Source organism: Actinoplanes sp. NPDC051513, assembly GCF_044454685.1.
Classification (GTDB): Bacteria; Actinomycetota; Actinomycetes; order Mycobacteriales; family Micromonosporaceae; genus Actinoplanes.
The window spans coordinates 720,507-737,497 of sequence record NZ_JBITDW010000001.1; the positions used below are offsets into that span (position 1 = coordinate 720,507).

19 protein-coding genes are annotated in these 16,991 nt (G+C 70.8%); 6 read left to right on the forward strand and 13 right to left on the reverse strand.

Annotation, left to right across the window (positions count from 1 at the left end):
* Positions 1-12 precede the first annotated feature (12 nt).
* Positions 13-426, forward strand: a complete 414-nt coding sequence (locus tag ACIA5D_RS03410) for an anti-sigma regulatory factor (protein ID WP_396028201.1) — start codon at positions 13-15, stop codon at positions 424-426.
* Here the strand turns inward: ACIA5D_RS03410 and ACIA5D_RS03415 are convergent.
* Together ACIA5D_RS03415 and ACIA5D_RS03420 are read right to left on the reverse strand one after the other, a co-directional pair.
* Entirely contained in the window at positions 404-1,126 is a 723-nt protein-coding gene (locus ACIA5D_RS03415) for a FadR/GntR family transcriptional regulator (RefSeq protein WP_396028202.1), read from the reverse strand. The two genes, ACIA5D_RS03410 and ACIA5D_RS03415, sit on opposite strands and share 23 nt — an antisense overlap.
* 38 nt (positions 1,127-1,164) lie before the next feature.
* Positions 1,165-1,560 (reverse strand): hypothetical protein, encoded by a 396-nt coding sequence (locus ACIA5D_RS03420; protein ID WP_396028203.1) that lies wholly within the window; start codon positions 1,558-1,560, stop codon positions 1,165-1,167.
* 52 nt (positions 1,561-1,612) lie between these two features.
* Here ACIA5D_RS03420 and ACIA5D_RS03425 point away from each other — a divergent pair, with 52 nt between their 5' ends.
* The gene (locus ACIA5D_RS03425; protein WP_396028204.1) at positions 1,613-2,563 is read left to right on the forward strand and encodes a diacylglycerol/lipid kinase family protein; all 951 of its coding nucleotides are present in this window, start codon (positions 1,613-1,615) and stop codon (positions 2,561-2,563) included.
* Between the two features lie 431 nt (positions 2,564-2,994).
* Positions 2,995-3,249 (forward strand): WhiB family transcriptional regulator, encoded by a 255-nt coding sequence (locus ACIA5D_RS03430; RefSeq protein ID WP_093619131.1) that lies wholly within the window; start codon positions 2,995-2,997, stop codon positions 3,247-3,249.
* A 256-nt stretch (positions 3,250-3,505) separates the two neighbouring features.
* Here the strand turns inward: ACIA5D_RS03430 and ACIA5D_RS03435 are convergent, their stop codons facing one another.
* From ACIA5D_RS03435 to ACIA5D_RS03445, 3 genes are all read right to left on the reverse strand, one after another.
* Positions 3,506-4,270: a sirohydrochlorin chelatase gene (locus ACIA5D_RS03435; RefSeq protein ID WP_396028205.1), complete on the reverse strand. Its 765-nt coding sequence runs from the start codon at positions 4,268-4,270 to the stop codon at positions 3,506-3,508.
* The gene (locus ACIA5D_RS03440) at positions 4,252-5,016 is read right to left on the reverse strand and encodes a phosphoadenylyl-sulfate reductase (protein WP_396028206.1); all 765 of its coding nucleotides are present in this window, start codon (positions 5,014-5,016) and stop codon (positions 4,252-4,254) included. Before ACIA5D_RS03440 ends, ACIA5D_RS03435 begins: the two co-directional genes overlap by 19 nt.
* A gap of 151 nt (positions 5,017-5,167) precedes the next feature.
* Positions 5,168-6,862: a nitrite/sulfite reductase gene (locus ACIA5D_RS03445; RefSeq protein ID WP_396028207.1), complete on the reverse strand. Its 1,695-nt coding sequence runs from the start codon at positions 6,860-6,862 to the stop codon at positions 5,168-5,170.
* 349 nt (positions 6,863-7,211) lie between these two features.
* Here ACIA5D_RS03445 and ACIA5D_RS03450 point away from each other — a divergent pair, with 349 nt between their 5' ends.
* Positions 7,212-8,681 carry a glycosyltransferase family 39 protein gene (locus ACIA5D_RS03450; RefSeq protein ID WP_396028208.1) on the forward strand — a complete coding sequence of 490 codons (1,470 nt, stop codon included), beginning with the start codon at positions 7,212-7,214 and terminating at the stop codon, positions 8,679-8,681.
* Between the two features lie 14 nt (positions 8,682-8,695).
* Here the strand turns inward: ACIA5D_RS03450 and ACIA5D_RS03455 are convergent, their stop codons facing one another.
* A complete protein-coding gene (locus tag ACIA5D_RS03455; protein ID WP_396028209.1) occupies positions 8,696-10,246 on the reverse strand; it encodes a sensor histidine kinase in 1,551 nt (516 codons plus the stop codon).
* Positions 10,247-10,315: 69 nt separating this feature from the next.
* A complete protein-coding gene (locus ACIA5D_RS03460; RefSeq protein WP_396028589.1) occupies positions 10,316-11,353 on the reverse strand; it encodes an SIS domain-containing protein in 1,038 nt (345 codons plus the stop codon).
* A gap of 162 nt (positions 11,354-11,515) precedes the next feature.
* Between ACIA5D_RS03460 and ACIA5D_RS03465 the strand changes: the two genes are divergently transcribed.
* A complete protein-coding gene (locus ACIA5D_RS03465; protein WP_396028210.1) occupies positions 11,516-13,126 on the forward strand; it encodes a tetratricopeptide repeat protein in 1,611 nt (536 codons plus the stop codon).
* Positions 13,127-13,201: 75 nt separating this feature from the next.
* Here the strand turns inward: ACIA5D_RS03465 and ACIA5D_RS03470 are convergent, their stop codons facing one another.
* Positions 13,202-13,417 (reverse strand): biotin/lipoyl-binding carrier protein, encoded by a 216-nt coding sequence (locus ACIA5D_RS03470; protein WP_396028211.1) that lies wholly within the window; start codon positions 13,415-13,417, stop codon positions 13,202-13,204.
* A 130-nt stretch (positions 13,418-13,547) separates the two neighbouring features.
* Between ACIA5D_RS03470 and ACIA5D_RS03475 the strand changes: the two genes are divergently transcribed.
* Positions 13,548-13,622 (forward strand): 50S ribosomal protein bL37, encoded by a 75-nt coding sequence (locus tag ACIA5D_RS03475; RefSeq protein WP_370657623.1) that lies wholly within the window; start codon positions 13,548-13,550, stop codon positions 13,620-13,622.
* Positions 13,623-13,683: 61 nt separating this feature from the next.
* On the opposite strand, the gene rsrA is transcribed toward ACIA5D_RS03475, so the two are convergent.
* The 5 genes from rsrA to ACIA5D_RS03500 all read right to left on the reverse strand — a co-directional run bounded on the left by rsrA (position 13,684) and on the right by ACIA5D_RS03500 (position 16,797).
* On the reverse strand, positions 13,684-13,968 hold the full coding sequence (rsrA, locus tag ACIA5D_RS03480; RefSeq protein WP_396028212.1) for a mycothiol system anti-sigma-R factor: 285 nt from the start codon (positions 13,966-13,968) through the stop codon (positions 13,684-13,686).
* A gap of 6 nt (positions 13,969-13,974) precedes the next feature.
* On the reverse strand, positions 13,975-14,775 hold the full coding sequence (locus tag ACIA5D_RS03485) for a sigma-70 family RNA polymerase sigma factor (RefSeq protein WP_396028213.1): 801 nt from the start codon (positions 14,773-14,775) through the stop codon (positions 13,975-13,977).
* A gap of 69 nt (positions 14,776-14,844) precedes the next feature.
* Positions 14,845-15,447 carry an alpha/beta family hydrolase gene (locus ACIA5D_RS03490; protein WP_396028214.1) on the reverse strand — a complete coding sequence of 201 codons (603 nt, stop codon included), beginning with the start codon at positions 15,445-15,447 and terminating at the stop codon, positions 14,845-14,847.
* A gap of 63 nt (positions 15,448-15,510) precedes the next feature.
* Entirely contained in the window at positions 15,511-15,906 is a 396-nt protein-coding gene (locus ACIA5D_RS03495) for a WhiB family transcriptional regulator (RefSeq protein ID WP_396028215.1), read from the reverse strand.
* A gap of 192 nt (positions 15,907-16,098) precedes the next feature.
* Positions 16,099-16,797 carry an SOS response-associated peptidase gene (locus ACIA5D_RS03500; RefSeq protein ID WP_396028216.1) on the reverse strand — a complete coding sequence of 233 codons (699 nt, stop codon included), beginning with the start codon at positions 16,795-16,797 and terminating at the stop codon, positions 16,099-16,101.
* Positions 16,798-16,991 lie beyond the last annotated feature (194 nt).

Here is a 16,991-nt window from a genome sequence, read left to right on the forward strand (position 1 = left end):
GTGGTTGGGAGGATGGCTACGGTGACTCTGACACACCCCGACCCGGTGCTCGGCGACGACGTCGTCCTGCTGACCGTGCCCGCCGACGGCGGTTACCTGGGCGTGCTCCGCACCGCCACGGCCGGCCTCGCGGCCCGCCTGCACTTCGCGCTCGACGAGATCGAAGACCTTCGCATCGCCGTCGACGAGGCGTGCGCGATGCTGCTCGCGATCGCCACCCGCGGCGCCGAGCTCGAGTGCCGTTTCGCGGTGACCGAAGACGCGCTGACCGTCGAGGTGAGCGTGACGACCGTGCGCGGCGCGCGGCTGCCCGCCGAGTCGTCCTTCGCGTGGAAGGTGCTGACCGCGCTGACCACCTCGGCGTCGGCCGAGGCGAGTGGTCAGCGCGCGACGATCCGCCTGCTCACACGCCGTACCGAAGGGTGATCTCTTTCTCGCGGGTGCTCGCCACGATGTAGTCGAGGTGCCGGGTCGCGGCCCGCGCCGACGCGATCGGATCGCCCGACGCCAGCGCGTCGAGCAGCTCCCGATGGTCGGCGTCGATGTGCGACCAGTAGTCGGGCGGCAGCACGCCGGTCACGTCCTCGCCGAACGAGGCGTGGTACAGCGGACGCACCACCAGCTCGAACAGCGGGTTGCCGGTCGCCTTGGCCACCGCCATGTGGTACGCCGCATGGGCCGCCAGCATCGTGTCGAAGCCGTCGACCGCCGGATCGAACAGCGCGCTGCGGATCTCGAGAAGGTGGTCGTCGGTGCGGCGCGCCGCGGCGAGCTCGGCGGCCGGGATCTCGAGGGCCCGGCGCAGCTCGAGCATGTCGGCGAGGCCCACGGCGGCCGAGTTGGAGAGCAGCGTGAAGCCGGCGACCAGACCGTCGGCGAGCTGTTCGGCGTCGGGGTGGGAGACGAAGCTGCCACCGGTCACGCCGCGCGTCGTCACGATGAGGTGCTGGCTGGCCAGCAGCCGCAACGCCTCCCGCACTGTGCTGCGGCTCACCCCGGTCTTCACACACAGCTCAGGCTCGGGTGGGAGCCGTTCGCCCGGCTGAAGCCGGCCCGACGTGATGTCTGCGCGTAGCTCGTCGGCCAATACCTGATAGGCGGGCGGTCGCACCGTTGATCCGGTCACCTACACAGGGTAGGCCCTAGGTCGCCGCGTGAGGGCGATTAATCGACGCCGAGCGCTCGCGTGGTCGACGGAAGAACGATCAAGACCCCGACGAGTACGCCAAGAGCCATCAGCACCACGCCCAGCCAGACCGGATGCACCTGGATCAGGAAGCCCCCGGCGGCGATGACGAACAGCTGCACGACGATGGCCGGCCCGCGGGCGTGCAGCGAGCGGCGGTCGAGCGACCGGCCCACGAGGAAAACGCCGCCGGCGCCGAGGGCGGCCAGCACGGTCAGCGCGATGGCCACCGCGATCTCGGGAACGTTGCGGGTGATGTCGAGGACGACCAGCCAGACCGTGAGCGCGGCCAGACCGGCGGTCTCGAGATAGAGCAGCCGCACCGCCCATATCAGGCTGGCGGGTTTGTCAACGACTGCATTCTCACCGGTCACTCGAGCACCATACCGACAGCTCGCAGGCCTTCCAGCAGGTACAGTCCCGCGCATGCGAGCGTTACTGGTGGTTAATCCCAAAGCCACCACCACGAGCGAGCGCAGCCGCGACGTCCTGGTGCGAGCCCTGCGCAGCGCGGTCAACCTGACCGTGGAATACACGACCCGCCGCGGGCACGCGGCGTCGCTGGCGCGCGCCGCCGCAGAGAGCGGCGTCGATGTCGTCGTGACCCTGGGCGGCGACGGCACCGTCAACGAGGCGGTCAACGGCCTGATGACCGCGCGGGTCGCCCTCGAGGGCATCTCCGGCCCGTGGGCCAACGCGTTGCCCGCCCTGGCCGTGGTGCCCGGCGGATCGACGAACGTCTTCGCCCGCGCGCTCGGCCTGCCCCGCGACTGGGTCGACGGCACCAGCGTGATCCTCGAGGCGCTGCGCGACGGCCGGCACCGGGTGATCGGCCTGGGCCGCGCCGACGACCGCTACTTCACCTTCGCAGCCGGCGTCGGGCTCGACGCGGCCGTGGTGCGCCGGGTCGAGCAGGCCCGGCTGCGTGGCCGCAAGTCGACGCCCTCGCTCTACTTCCGCTCGATCATCGGCCAGTTCGTCGTGGGCGACGATCGCAAGGTCCCGCCGCTGGCCATCGAGCGGCCCGGCGAGCCGAGCGAGGTCGACCTCGGCACGGTGATCGTGCAGAACACGGCCCCCTGGACCTATCTGGGCGACCGTCCGATCAACCCGAACCCGAGCGCCTCCTTCGACCGCGGCCTCGACGTGCTCGCTATGCGGCGTTTGGCCGTGACGTCCACCACACGTACGCTCGCGCAGCTCGCCACCCGCAAGGGCGATCCGCACGGCAAGCAGGTGCTGCACCTGCATGACCAGGACGAGTTCACGGTGGTGGCGAATAGGCCGCAGGCCTTTCAGCTCGACGGCGACTACTTAGGGGAACGGCAGAAGGTGCACTTCGTGTCCGTCCCCGAGGCGCTGCGCGTGATCTGCTGACGATCGGGTACCCCCACCAACGGGCGATCAGGCACGTCCATCACGATCCGTTACAGAAAGACGGGCAAAAGGTCGGCAAGAGGGCCTGGACCGTACTACATTGATGGGAGCGTTGGTCATCCGGCTCTGGCAGTACGCCCAGAACCGGGCAAAGGGGTCGTGAGCCAGCTCACCCGCCGGGAGAAAATTCCGCCGCTACCCTTGACATCGCGAGAGTTCGTGAAAGCATTCACAAGCGATAAGAAGTAACCGGTTGCTGCTTGCGCGCGTTCCTAATCCAGAAGCGCCGAACGGCTCCCAGTAACACCAAAAGCTTGCTGACGCCACGGCGATCAGACGGGCCTTGCGCCCGACGGTCGCCACCGCGCACGCATAGGTAAACCCAGCACGCGTTTTATCAACCCCAATCCGAAACAAGGAGTGTTGCCGCCATGGACTGGCGTCACGATGCGATCTGCCGCGACGAGGACCCGGAGCTGTTCTTCCCGATCGGGACGTCCGGCCCCGCGCTCCTGCAGGTCGAGCAGGCCAAGGCCGTGTGCCGGCGGTGCCCCGTGACCGAGGAATGCCTCTCGTGGGCACTCGAGTCCGGTCAGGACGCCGGCGTCTGGGGCGGGATGAGCGAAGACGAACGGCGCGCCGTCAAGCGTCGTGGCGGCCTGCGGGTCGGCGCTCCTACCGCCTGAACCAATCCCCTCGAAGCATTTGCGCCCCGGGCCGATCGGCACCGGGGCGTCTTGCTGTTCTGACGCGATTACGGAGAGCGCAGATTCCTGAGAGCTTCCGGAGAGCGCGAATTCGATCACGTTGGGTTTCATCGAGATTGGCGAAATGATCTCGAAATTGCGTTCCCGCGCAAACGAATAGTCCCCACCGGATCACCCTCCGTTGTAGACACCGGAGCCTGATGGGCCGGTCACACTCCGCTACGAAAGTGGACGGTCAGGCGGCGGCGGAGACGCTGAGAAGGCTCTCGTCGACGCGAACGGCCACCAGACGCGCCAATTCCGGCGCATCGGACAATGGCTCGGCCACCGCGACCGCGCCGGCCTCGAGCGCCGAGCGGGCCGCGAGGTCGTACAGATAGCCCGGCGCCAGGAAGTAGGACGCGACGCCGATCCGGCGGGCGCCGGAGGCCCTCAGGAGATCCACAGCGGCGCCGGGGAGCGGCGGGGCGGCCGAGGCGTAGGCCACGGCGCACGGAAGGCTCAGGCGCGCACTGAGGGCGTCGGCGGCCCATTCGACCGTCGCGCGCGCGGCCGGGTCGCGGGTGCCGGCCGCCGCCAGCACCACGGCGTCGAGGGCGGAAACAGCGCCGGAAGGGCCGCAAGCGCGCAGCCGTCGCACCAGACCGTCGAGAAGCAGCGACGGAACCTCCGGCGCGGGGAAGGACGCCGCCGGGCCCAGGACGTCGGCCAGGGTGACCGTGATCGGCAGATCAGAGGCCGCCGCGAGCACCGCGGGGATGTCGACCCGGCCGTGGTACGCCTTCGTCAGCAGCAACGGCACCACCACGGCCCGGCGCCCCGGCAACGAGGCCAGCACGTCCAGCGGGCGGGGCCCAGCGTGATCGAGGTAGGCCACGTGGACGTCCCACGCGGGCCGCGACCGGCGCACCGCGCGCGCCAGCGCCGACGTGGCAGCCGCGCCCCGCGGGTCACGGCTGCCATGCGCCACCAGGACGACGCTCAGACGTGCAGGCCGCATTCGGTCTTCTCGAACATGGCCCAGCGGCCCGCGCGCGGGTCTTCGCCGGCCTTCGTGCGCCGGGTGCACGGCCAGCAGCCGATCGAGCCGTACCCCTTCTTGAACAGCTCGTTGACCGGCACGTTCCACCGGCTGACGTAGCGGTCGACGTCGGCCTGGGTCCAGGCCGCGATCGGGTTGACCTTGACCTTTCCCTTCTTGGCGTCGAAGGCGACCACCGGCGTGTTGGCGCGGGTCGGCGACTCGTCGCGGCGCAGGCCGGTGGCCCACGAGTCGTAGTCGGCCAGGGCGCGCTCGAGCGGCTCCACCTTGCGCAGGAAGCAGCACTCGTCGGGGTTGCGGGCGAACAGCCGGGGGCCGAACTCGCCGTCCTGCTGGCCCACGGTCATCCGCGGCCGGATCGAGCGGACGTTGACGTCCATGGTGGCGGCGACGATGTCGCGCACCTTCAGCGTCTCGGGGAAATGCAGGCCGGTGTCGAGGAACACGACGTCGACGCCGGGAGACACGCGGGAGAACAGGTGGGCGACCACGGCGTCGGCCATCGAGCTCGTCACGCAGAACCGCGCGCCGAACGTGTCGGTCGCCCACTTGGCGATCTGCTCGGCGGGAGCGCCTTCGAGCGCGACGGCGGCGTCGCGGGCGAGGGCCTCGAGCTCGGCGGGCGTGCGGCGACCGGCCTCGGCCGGAACCGGCGCAGCGCCGAGCGTGACGAGATTGAGAGAGGTGGCGGCCACGACTGTCATCGGTTAGCTCCCTTGGACAGCAACCCGTTGAACTTGACCGTGAAAACGCGAGCGCAGGAGTGGCACTCCCACGCGCCGTGCGAGGCCTCGTTGGGGTAGAGGTCCTCTTCCCCGCAGTAGGGGCAATACAAGGGCGCCGACCGGGCGTCGCTCATTTGATGAGCTCCTCGTCCGCGCGGACCACCCAGGTGGCGAAGGTCTCCTGCGCCGACGACCGGTCGGCGAGGTAGTTGTGGGCCAGGCGCTCCACGTACCCGGGAAGCTCTTCGGCCGTGGTCTTGAGGCCACGCACCTTGCGCCCGAAGCCGGCGGTCTCGCCCTTGGCCATGCCCAGCGCGCCGCCGAGATGCACCTGGAAGCCCTCGACCTGCTGGCCGTGCGCGTCCATGACGAGCTGGCCCTTGAGGCCGATGTCGGCGACCTGGGTGCGTGCGCAGGCGTTCGGGCAGCCGTTGATGTTGATCGTGATGTCGGCGTCGAAGTCGGCGAGCGTGCCCTCCAGCCGGGACACCAGCTCTTCGCCGCGCTTCTTGGTCTCGACGATCGCGAGCTTGCAGTACTCGATGCCGGTGCAGGCCATCGTGCCGCGCCGCCAGGCGGAGGGCCGCGCCTCGAGCCCGATCTCGCGCAGCCCACCGACCAGCGACTCCACCTGGTCGTCGGCGACATCCAGGACCAGAAGCTTCTGGTACGGCGTGAGCCGCACCCGCGCCGAGCCGTGCCGCTCGACGAGGTCGGCGAGCCGCGCCAGCTGAGTGCCGGAGGAACGGCCCACGACCGGGGTCGCGCCGACGTAGTTGAGCCCGTCGCGCTGCTTGTGGACGCCGATGTGGTCGATCGGCTTCTCGGGCAGCTCGGGCGAGGGGCCGTCGATGAGGGCGCGGCCGAGGTACTCCTTCTCGAGCACCTCGCGGAACTTCGCGACGCCCCAGTCGGCGAGCAGGAACTTCAGGCGGGCACGGTGGCGCAGCCGGCGGTAGCCGTAGTCGCGGAAGATGCCGACGACGCCCTCCCAGACGTCCGGGATCTCCTCGAGCGGCACCCAGGCGCCGAGCCGCTCGGCCAGCCGCGGGTTGGTGGAGAGGCCGCCGCCGACCCAGAGGTCGAAGCCGGGGCCGTACTCGGGGTGGACGACGCCGACCAGGGAGATGTCGTTGGCCTGGTAGGGCGTGTCGACCAGCCAGCCGATCGTCGTCTTGAACTTGCGCGGCAGGTTCGAGTACCTCGGGTCGCCGATGTAGCGCTTGAGGATCTCGTCGATCGCCGGCGTCGCGTCGAGCACCTCGTCGGTGGAGATGCCGGCGACCGGGCTGCCGAGCACCACCCGCGGGCAGTCGCCGCAGGCCTCGGTCGTCTGCAGGCCGACCGCCTCGAGCCGGCGCCAGATCTCGGGCACGTCCTCGACCCGGATCCAGTGCAGCTGGATGTTCTGGCGGTCGGTGATGTCGGCGGAATCCCGGGCGAACTCCTGCGCTATGCCGGCGATGGTGCGAAGCTGGGCGAGGTTGAGAGCGCCGCCGTCGATACGGACGCGGAGCATGAAGAACTTGTCTTCCAGCTCCTCGGGCTCGAGGACGGCGGTGCGACCGCCGTCGATGCCCTCTTTCCGCTGGGTGTAAAGACCCCACCAGCGGAAACGGCCGCGCAGGTCGGCCGGGTCGATCGAGTCGAATCCGCCGCGGGCGTAGATGTTCTCGATGCGGGCGCGGACGTTGAGCGGGTTGTCGTCCTTCTTGCTGCGCTCATTGGGGTTGAGCGGCTCGCGGTGTCCGAGCGCCCACTGGCCTTCGCCGCGCGCCTTACGGGGGCGGGCGGTCGGCGTAGCTGGGGTGCTGCTGGGCGCCATGTCGGCGGTCCTCCGGGTTTCGTGGGCGCGTTGCGACGCTCACGGCACCTGTGAGGCTCGTGACATCTGTGTCAGGAGAGTGCCGGCCGCGTCTCGCGCCCGAACTCAAATCGGGCGGCGTCAGTAAGCCGGACACATCGCGCTGCGGACACGGCCGTAGTCGACGTGGCGACGGGCCACGAAGCGGCGGTCAACTGCAGCGGTCATGCGGCAAGCCTCTCACGGCGCGGCATTCTCGGCCAGTGCGGTCCAGATTCCGGGAGTGTGCGCAGCAGCACATCGGCAACAACCTGTTAACAACGCAGCCTGGTCGGCCTCCCGTGGAACACACCTGTCACCCTTTACCCCCGTGACGACAGCGAAGCTCTCCCGGCGGCTCGCCCCGGGCTGGGTGCGGGTCCAGATCTGCTGGCTCGTACCCGCCGTGGTGACCTGGCTCGTGGTGGGCTACGAGGCGGCCCGGCCGCAGCCGTGGCGCGACGAGATCGCCAGCTGGAGCGCGGCCACCCGTACCGTGCCGGAGATCTTCGCCCTGGGCCGCCACATCGACGGCGTGCTGGTGCCGTACTACCTGTTCCTGCACTGGTGGATCGGCTGGCACGGAGACTCGGTGACCGCGATGCGGATCCCGTCGGTGTTCGCGATGGCCGCCGCGGCCGCCGCGGCCGCGCTGCTCGCCCGCCGGTTCTGGGGCAACAAGGCGGGCCTGCTCGCCGGTCTGGTCTTCGCGGTGCTGCCGGTCGTCTCCCGCTACGGCCAGGAGATCCGCGGGTACGCGTTCGCCGGCCTCTTCGCCACCCTCGCCACGCTCGCCCTCTCCTCGGCGCTGGAGAGGTCACAGTGGTGGCGCTGGCTGCTGTACGGCGTGTGCGTGGCGCTGATGGGCGCTTCCCACCTGGTCGCCCTGCTGATCCTCGGCGGGCATCTGGTCATGGCGATCGTGCTGTCCTGGTGGTTCGGCCGGTGGCGGCTGCTGTGGTGGCTGCTCGCGGCGGCGGGCGGGGTGGTGGCGGTGCTGCCGCTGACCTCTCGCGGGATCGGCCAGCAGTCGGCCCAGCTCAGCTGGCTCGATCCGGCCACGCCGGCCTCGCTCGCCAACGTCGGCACGGCCATCTTCATCGCGCCGCTGACCGGCGGGGTCGTGGCCGGGCTGGCGATCGCGGCGCTGTGGCGGGAGAGAGCCGCGGCGGCGGTGCTGCTCTGGGTATCGGTCCTGCTTCCGGTGGGGCTGCTCTACGCGTACGACCAACTGGTGGCGCCCATCTTCGTCGGCCGCTACCTGATGTTCTGCGTACCCCTGCTGTGCGCCCTGGCCGGCGCCGCGCTCTCGGTCCTCCGCCTGCCGGTCGCGGCGCTGGCGGTGGTGGCGCTCGCCGCCATCGGTCTGCCCACCCAGGCCCTCGTCCGCCGCGACCACTCCCCCTTCAACTACCAGGCCGCCGCCCAGGTGATCCGGAACGGCGAGAGACCCGGGGACGGCATCGTCTACGAGCCGCGGGACGACTGGCAGACGCCCGACCTCGGGCTCGGCTACTACCTGCGCGACCGCGCACCGCGCGACCTGCTGCTCACCTCGGACCAGGTCGACAACGCGTCGCTGTGGGCGACCGAGTGCCCCGACGAGATCAAGTGCATCGGCAACACGAACCGGATCTGGGTGGTCGCGGCCGACAATCTCGACCCGCCTTTCCGGGCGACACCGACAAACCAGCTCGGGTACGGGACGAAGGCCCTGCTCAACGCCTACTTCATCCCGATCGTCACGTACCGGGTCGAGGGCTTCACGATCGCCCTCTTCGTCCGCCCGCCCGTGGTCTGACGCTTGCCCAGCCTCTAGCGCTTGCCCAGCGGCACGACCAGCACGGCTTCGGTGCCGCCGCCCGACCGGTTGCGCAGCTCGATGCTGCCGCGCAGCTCGCCGGTGGCCAGCGCCCGCACGATCTGCAGGCCCAGCCGCCCGGTCGAGTCGGCCTTGAACTCCGGCGGCAGGCCCTGCCCGTTGTCGGCGACCGTGACGTGCAGCTGCTTGCGGAAGCGGTGCGCCGAGACGATCACCTCGCCGGTCTCGGCCTTGGCCGGCTCGACCAGTTCGGCGTCGTCCTCGGGCGCGGGGAAGCCGTGCTCGACCGCGTTGATCAGCAGCTCGTTGAGCACCATCACCAGCGACGTGGCGATCTCGGCGGGCAGCACCCCGAAGGTGCCCTCGCGCCGCATCTTCACGGCGGTGCTGGTCGCCGCGACCTCGGTGGCGGCGCTGGCCACCCGGTCGACGATGCCGTCGAACTCGACCGCCTCGTCGCTCGACATCGACAGCGTCTCGTGCACCAGCGCGATCGAGGCGACCCGGCGCACCGATTCCTGCAGCGCCATCCGGGCCTCGGGCGCGTCGACCCGGCGGGCCTGCAGGCGCAGCAGCGCGGCCACGGTCTGCAGATTGTTCTTCACCCGGTGGTGGATCTCACGGATGGTGGCGTCCTTGGTCATCAATGCGCGGTCCCGGCGGCGCACCTCGGTGACGTCGCGCACCAGCACCAGCGCGCCGATCGGCACCCCGGCCGGCAGCAGCGGCAGCGCCCGGGTGAGCACGGTCGCGCCGCGCGCCTCGACCTCCTGCCGGGGCGGGGACTCGCCACGCAGCGCGGCCAGGAACTTTTCCGCGGTGTCGTTGCCCTCCAGCGGGTCGGCGGCCAGCCGGCTGGTCAGCGTCGACAGCTCCTCGCCGACCAGGTGCGCGTTGAAGCCGAGGCGGCGATAGGCGGACTGGGCGTTCGGGCTCGCGTAGGTCACCTTGCCGCTCGCGTCGAGCCGGATCAGCCCGTCGCCGACCCGCGGCGCCGAGGTCGTCTCACCCGGGTGCCGTGGCGGCGGGAACGTCCCGTCGGCGACCATCTGCGCCAGGTCGTCGGCGGTGGTCAGGTAGTTGAGCTCCAGCTGGCTCGGGGTCCGGGCGGTGGACAGGTTGGTGTCCCGGCCGATCACCGCGATGACCTCGCTCCAGCCCTCCTCCCGGTCGCTCTGGTCGCGCAGCCGCACCGGGATCGCCTCGTGCCGGGCGGGGGTGTCGCCGTACCAGACCGGGTCGCCCTCGCGCCAGATGCGCTCCTGGGTGAAGGCGATGTCGAGGTGCGCCACCTCGGGCCCGCCGACGATCTTGCCGACCTGGTCGTCCTGGTACGCCGTCGGCGCCGTCGTCGGACGCACCTGGGCCACGCAGAGGAAGTCGCGCGGCCGGCCCGGCTCGGCCTTGACCGGCACCCACATCAGCAGGTCGGCGAAGGAGAGATCGGAGAGCAGCTGCCAGTCGCCGGCGAGCCGGTGCAGGTGGTCGATGTCGGCGGGGCCGAGGCCGGTGTGCTCCTCGGCGAGATCACGCAGGGTGGACACGGACCAAGCGTGCCACGCCCGTGTTACCGCGCTTCGAAGGCGGCTTCGCCGCACTGCAAGAAAATTTGGTTACAGAGTCGTCGTGACCTTCTTGAGCCCACGTGGCGCGTCGGGGTCCTCGCCCCGAGCCAGCGCGAGCGCCAGGGCGAGCCTCTGCAGCGGCAGGATGTCGAGCAGCGCGCTGTAGCGCTCGTCGTTGACCGCGGGAACGGCCAGCCGCCCGGAGGCGCCCTCGACGTCCGACGCTCCGATGGTCACCACGTCGGCGCGGCGCTCGGCGAGCCGCCCGACCACGTCACGCATGGACTGCCCGCCCGGCCCGTCCCCGACCACTGCCAGCACCGGCACGTCCGGATCGGTCATCGCGAGCGGCCCGTGCAGCAGGTCGGCGCCCGAGAACGCGAGCGCCGGTAGGTAGGACGTCTCCATCAGCTTCAGCGCGGCCTCGCGAGCGGTCGGGTAGGCGTATCCCCGGGCGGTGGTCACCATGCGGGAGGCGAACCGGTAGCGCTGAGCCAGATCGTCGGCGGCCGCATCGGCGAGGGCGTCCTCGGCGAGCTGGGGCAGCTTGTCCAGGGCGGCGCGCTCGTCGGCCGGCAGCCGACCGTCACCGGCCCGGATGCCCTCCACCAGCAGCAGCAGAGCGAGCAGCTCGGCCGTATAGGTCTTGGTCGCCGCGACCGCCCGTTCGTGGCCCGCCGCGACGTCGATGGAGAGCTCGGCCGCTTGCGCGAGCGGGGAGTCGGGGTTGTTGGTGACCGCCAGGGTCAGGCCGCCGGTCTCCCGGGCCGCGCTGAGCACGCCGGTGAGGTCGGGCGAGCCGCCGCTCTGGCTGACGCCGACCACGAGCGTGTCGCGGAAGTCGGGCCGGGCGCCGTACAGGGTGATCGCGCTCGGCGAGGCGCTGGCGACCGGGAGGCCGAGCCGGATCTCGGTGAGGTAAGCGCCGTAGAGGGCCGCGTGGTCGGAGGTGCCGCGAGCCACGAACATCACACTGCGCGGCCGGCGCCGGGCCACCTCGGCGGCGATCTCGGCGATCGCGCCGGCGTGCGGGCCATCGAGCAGACGGGCGAATCCGCCCGGTTGTTCCGCGATGTCCGCCGCCATTCCCTGGCCCCGCTGCACCACGTGTTCCTCCCTTGTTGAGCGCTTCTCGCGCAGATCCTGCGCAGTCTTGCAAGAAATAGCTTATAGAGTCAATGTTTCGCGCACCAATGAGCACGCTCCGGTACTGACATTCGGGGCTCTCTTCCCCTACTGTTCTCGTTCGTGGATGTTCGCCGTGCCGCCGACCGCGCCCTTGAGCAGGCAAGATCCGCTTTGGCGAGCGACGAGCCGGAACGGGCCGCCGACCATCTCGCCGGAGCGCTGACTCACGCGCCCACCCTGCCCGAGGCCCATGAGCTGCTCGGACGCCTCGCTGCCCAGCCGGGCGGAGGCCTCGACCTCTTCCCGCTGGCGCCCCACGTGTCGGCCGGCGGCCTGGCCGCCCGCGCCCACCTGCTCGCCGCCGCCGGCCGCCCCGAGGACGGCCTGCCGCTGCTGGCCGCCGCCAGCGGGCGCACACCCGGCGCCGACTGGGCCGGCGTCCCCTGGGTCGGCGACCCCGCGCTCGGCGTACGCATCGAGCCCGGCCTGCTCGTCCAACTTCTCATGCGGTTGTGCACCGCGGTGGGCGATCCGGCCGCGGCGGCCACCCGCACCACCCTGAGGCCCTACCTGACCGTCGCCCGGCACGCGATCGCCGCCCACCCCGAGCACGCCATGCTGCTCGGCGCCGGGTCCGCGCTGGCCCGCCGCATCGGCGAGACCGCGCTCGCCGTCGATTGGGCCGCCCGCGGCGCCCGGGCCCGCCCCTCCAAGCTCGCCGAGATCTGGCTGGGGTACGCGTACCGCAGCGCCGGCCGGATCCCCGAGGCCCTCGCCGCCCTGCGCCGGGCGGTCGCCCACGACCCCGACGACCTCTCGGTCTACGCCGACATCGCCGGCACCCTGGCCGACCACGGCCGCCTCGAAGACGCGCTGAACTGGGTCGACCGGGCCCTCGAGCGCGACCCCGAGTACGACTGCGCCGTGCACACCGCACACCGGCTGCGCCACCGCGCCGACGGCGACCTCGCCCACCTGGTTCGGCTGGCCGACTTCATCCGCGACCACCCCGACGAGTCGCACGAGCACACCGACCTCGCCGACTGCTGCCGCGAGATCCCCTGGCTGAGCGGGGTGCCCACCGCGGCGCCGCTGCCCCGGGGCTCGGCCGCCACCGGCATCTGGTCCCACGACCGTCGCGTCCCGGACTCCTCCGCCCAGCCCCGGCGGCACCTTCCCGAGGCCCCCGCCCGCCCCGAGCCCTCGCCCGAGGCCGTCCGCCGGCTACGCCAGGTCGCCTCGCTCTCCTGGGCCCACCCCCCGGCCGCCTACGACGCCGCCGTACAGCTGATCCTGGTGCGGCCGCACGACCTGCTCGCCCTGCTCAATGACCCGCCGGCCGACGTCGCCGCCCCCGAGATCTGGGCCTGCCTCGGCCTGCTGCACCACGGCACCGAGGAGCCCTGGCTCGACTCGGAGCGCCGCCGGCTGCTGCTCGAACTGCTCGACGGCGGGCTCGATCGGGTCACCGAGGCCGCGCTGTTCGCGCTGATCGTCTCGGCCTGGATCGACCCGTCGGCGCGCGCCGACGTGGCCGCGATCGTCTCCGGCCGGCTCGCCGAGGTCACCGGGCGGCCCGGCTCGCGCTCGGTGGCCGAGCTCGCGCTCGCCACCCCCGACCTGCCGGCGCCCGCGCGCGAGACCGCGGCCGGCATGGTTCGCACGGTGGTCGTGCCACGCCAGCGCGGCCGCGCCCGAAGCCGCCTGCTGCTCCGCTGGCGCCGCGACTGACCGCGGCTGGTCTCTCGCTGGGCTGGTCTCTCGCTGGGCTGGTGCTCGCCACGGCCCCGGGGTGCAGGACGCGCCTTAACCGATAACGGCGATCAGGTCGCCTTCCTGCACCACGTCGCCCTCGTTGACGGCCAGCTCGGCGAGCGTGCCGTCGGTCTCGGCCACGACCGGGATCTCCATCTTCATCGACTCGAGGATCACCAGCGTGTCGCCCTCGGCCACGCTGTCGCCCTGGTGAGCCACGACTTTCCACACGTTGGCCACCATCTCGGCGCGGATCTCGTCGGCCATCGGGAAACCCCTCTTCGTCGAGCAGCTGTCAGCGTCATCAAATCATGGATCTGTCGTGGGTGAGTCCAGCCGGACCGGGCGCGCCGACTACCATCGGCGCGGGAAACACGCCACGAACAGGAGTCCAACCATGGCTAAGAAGTCGCGCAAGAAGAAGGCTCGCAAGAAGAGCTCCGCCAACCACGGCAAGCGCCCCAACAGCTGAGGTTGGGCCGACAGACGAAAGCCCCGGCAGCATCGCTGCCGGGGCTTTGTCGTGCATAGGCCTACGGGAGGTATTCCCGGGTCTCGACCTGGACCTCGAGCTGGTCGAGCTTGACGCGCAGGCGCTCGCGCAGCTCCTTGGGCGCCGTCTCGTCGCCGCAGCAGCGGGCGACCAGCGCCTTCACCTCGTGTTCGATGCCGTACTCGCTCAGGCAACCCGTGCAGTCCTCCAGGTGCTTCTGGATCAGCGACCGCCGATCCTCGCTGCACTCCAGGTCGAGGTAGAGGTAGACCTCCTCGAGTACCTCACCGCAATCAGGCTGCTTGTCGTCGTTGACGCCGCTCATCTCGCGTCACGCCTCCTGCGTTTCCGAAGCGGTCCGGGTGATGCCCCGGTCTGCGGCGTACTGCTCGAGCAGCTTGCGCAGGTTGCGCCGACCGCGGTGCAACCGGGACATGACGGTGCCGATGGGAGTACCCATGATGTCGGCGATCTCCTTGTACGAGAAACCCTCGACATCGGCGAGGTAGACGGCCAGCCGGAAATCCTCCGGCAACTGCTGCAGCGCGTCCTTGATGTCGCTGTCCGGCAGGCGGTCGAGCGCCTCGGTCTCAGCCGAGCGCAGGCCGACCGACGTGTGCGACTCGGACGACGCGAGCTGCCAGTCGGTGATCTCCTCGGTCGGCGACTGCAGCGGCTGACGCTGCTTGCGCCGGTACGAGTTGATGTACGTGTTCGTGAGGATCCGGTACAGCCACGCCTTGAGGTTCGTGCCCTCCTCGAACTGGTGGAACGCGGAGAACGCCTTCAAGAACGTCTCCTGCACCAGGTCTTCGGCGTCGGCCGGATTACGCGTCATCCGCAGACCCGCCGCGTACAACTGGTCCACGAACGGCAGCGCGTCGCGCTCGAAGCGCGCCCGGCGCTCATCCGTCCGTTCTGTCTGGGCCACCCGCATCTCTCCCCTCGACCGCCCCGCCGAGGATACGGGTAGTGCCCCACTCGAAGCTTCAAAAACCGGTGGTGTGCTGACACTCACCGATGGGCTGGAGGGCGAGTGCTCGGCCGCTGGCCACTCCGGGGCGGACAAAAGCCCACGTACCCGGGCAGCCTGACCGGCGCCGCGCTCAACGTACTCGATTCCGGCTCGCACCTCTGGAAACCCCTTTCGACGTACAAGCTCGCGGGGTCTACAACCTCGGACGCGCAAGTTGCATTCCCGTTATGAAGCCCAGCCGTGGGCGCGCAGCCAGTCGACCGCGAGCGTCGCCGTGCCCTTGACGTCCTTCCTGAGGTCGTGGGTGGCGCCGGGACGCACGATCACGTCGACCTTGCCGGTCGGCTCGGGCACGCCGAACGGGTCCCGGTCGCCGTTGAGCACGAGCGTCGGCAGGCCGGCGGGCAGCTCGCCGGCTCGGGTCTTCTCCGGCCTGCCCGGCGGGTGCAGCGGGAACGCCAGCGCGAGAACACCCGCGGCGCCGAGGGTGGTCGCCGTGCGGCAGGCGACTCGCGCTCCGCTCGACCTCCCACCAAAGATCAACGGCAGGTCGCGTACGTCGTAGTGCTCGATCACCGCGGTCCACGCCTCGTCCAGCTGACCGGCCGGGGCCGGCGCCCGCCTCCCGGCCATCCGGTACGGCTGAGTCACCAGGACCACGCGCACCCCGGCGGCGGAAGCGGCCTCGCGGACCGCCACCAGGTCGGGCGCGTCGACGCCACCGCCGGCGCCGTGGCCGAGGAAGAGCATGCTGACGGGCGGCCCGTCGGGTTCGACGATGCGAATCCCGGCCGGGCCGCGCGGCGTCTGGATCTCGGTGCTGGTCACCGCCCTATACAAGCAGCGATCGGCGCCCGCCGCGGAGCGCGGTGCTCACGGCGTACGGAAATGTCAGCGCGACAAAGGAATCAGAGTGAGCAGACGACGGTCTTCCTCGTCCGGCCCGTCGTCGACGGCTTCGCCGTCGGGTTTGACCCGCTCGCGCCAGGCGACCAGCATCGCGCGTCTCTCGCGCGGCGTGGTGCCGCCCCAGACCCCGTGACAGTCGCCCACCTGCAGTGCCCAGGCCAAACATGGACCCTGCACCGTGCAGGTGCCGCAGAGTGCGACTGCGCTCTCCGACGGCTCGTTCGGAGCCGGGAAGAACGTTTCCGGGTCGACGCTGTTGCAGGCGCCACGCGTGCGCCATGCCTCATCCGTGCGTCGTTCCTGGATTGCTGCGAGCAGCCGTGGATCGCGTCGTGCGATGGCTACCTCGTGCGGACGCGGCATACGTGCCCGTGTCATCAGCCCACCTCCCCCGTGGGACCGGTGTTGCGCGTGGTGACCCGTCCGCACCGTGCGGACCGGTACCACTCCGGCGCTGGTTTGTATCGCACGGTAGAAGATCAGAACAAGGGTCTTATCTATCTCGAAACAAAGTTCGCCTTTGAAAAAGCGAACATATATCGACAAAAACCCCTGTTGATCATGCGGAGTTCAGAAAAGCCTTGCCTCCGCGGGCGGCTCCAGCAGGTGTGCTCCGTTGTTGCGCACGTTGCCGACGGCGGGGCCCACGGGGCGGACCTTGATCGCCTCCAGCTCACGCTCGGTCATCGGGCGTAGCAATTCGGCCGGGTTGCTGTCTTCGCCGTTGCTGCTGCTTTCGGCGCCCAGCCAGGCGGCCCAGCGGTCGCGCGGCAGGATCAGCGGCATGCGGTCGTGCACGCGTTTGAGGTGGCCGATCGCGGCCGTGGTCAGCACGCTGCACGTGAGCAGCGACTCGGGACCCCAGGGCGCCCAGATGCCGGCGAAGGCGAGCGCTTCGCCGTTGGCGGGCGTCATGTAGTACGCCTGCTTCTGCTTGCCGTCGCGCAGCCACTCGAACCATCCGTCGGCCGGCACCAGGCAGCGGCGCCGGGCGAACGAGGGGGCGAAAGCCGGGGAGGTGGCGACGGTCTCGGAGCGCGCGTTGATCATGCGGGCCGCGCCGCGCGTATCGGTGGCCCACGGCGGCACGAGGCCCCAGCGGGCCGTGTCGAGCACCCGGGCGTCGTGGCTCTGCGAGACCCGTACGACCGGCACCGGGTCGGTGGGCGCGACGTTCCAGCTCGGCCCCAGCCCCTCGGTCACGTCGATCGCCTCGAAGAGATCGCTGAGGTCGGCCTCGCTCCGCGTCGTCGCGTACCGCCCGCACATGATGCGCAACGGTACGCGTACCGGCCGTTCCGGTGGGCCCCGCCGCTCCGCCCGATCACCGCGCCGCCAGGCCCCCATCACCGCGCCGCTCCGCCCCATCACCGCGCCGCCAGGCCCCCCATCACCGCGCCGCTTCGCCCCATCACCGCACGGCTTCGCCCCCTTCTCCGCGCGGGTTCGCCATCCCGGCGGGC

Bases quoted from the DNA above. Each gene is read 5' to 3' on its own strand.
- ACIA5D_RS03430 (WP_093619131.1), top strand. From the start codon at position 2,995: ATGGACTGGCGTCACGATGCGATCTGCCGCGACGAGGACCCGGAGCTG.
- ACIA5D_RS03410 (WP_396028201.1), top strand. From the start codon at position 13: ATGGCTACGGTGACTCTGACACACCCCGACCCGGTGCTCGGCGACGAC.
- ACIA5D_RS03460 (WP_396028589.1), bottom strand. From the start codon at position 11,353: ATGGCGGCGGACATCGCGGAACAACCGGGCGGATTCGCCCGTCTGCTC.
- ACIA5D_RS03495 (WP_396028215.1), bottom strand. From the start codon at position 15,906: ATGACACGGGCACGTATGCCGCGTCCGCACGAGGTAGCCATCGCACGA.
- ACIA5D_RS03445 (WP_396028207.1), bottom strand. From the start codon at position 6,862: ATGGCGCCCAGCAGCACCCCAGCTACGCCGACCGCCCGCCCCCGTAAG.
- ACIA5D_RS03500 (WP_396028216.1), bottom strand. From the start codon at position 16,797: ATGTGCGGGCGGTACGCGACGACGCGGAGCGAGGCCGACCTCAGCGAT.
- ACIA5D_RS03440 (WP_396028206.1), bottom strand. From the start codon at position 5,016: ATGACAGTCGTGGCCGCCACCTCTCTCAATCTCGTCACGCTCGGCGCT.
- ACIA5D_RS03470 (WP_396028211.1), bottom strand. From the start codon at position 13,417: ATGGCCGACGAGATCCGCGCCGAGATGGTGGCCAACGTGTGGAAAGTC.
- rsrA (WP_396028212.1), bottom strand. From the start codon at position 13,968: ATGAGCGGCGTCAACGACGACAAGCAGCCTGATTGCGGTGAGGTACTC.
- ACIA5D_RS03435 (WP_396028205.1), bottom strand. From the start codon at position 4,270: ATGCGGCCTGCACGTCTGAGCGTCGTCCTGGTGGCGCATGGCAGCCGT.
- ACIA5D_RS03425 (WP_396028204.1), top strand. From the start codon at position 1,613: ATGCGAGCGTTACTGGTGGTTAATCCCAAAGCCACCACCACGAGCGAG.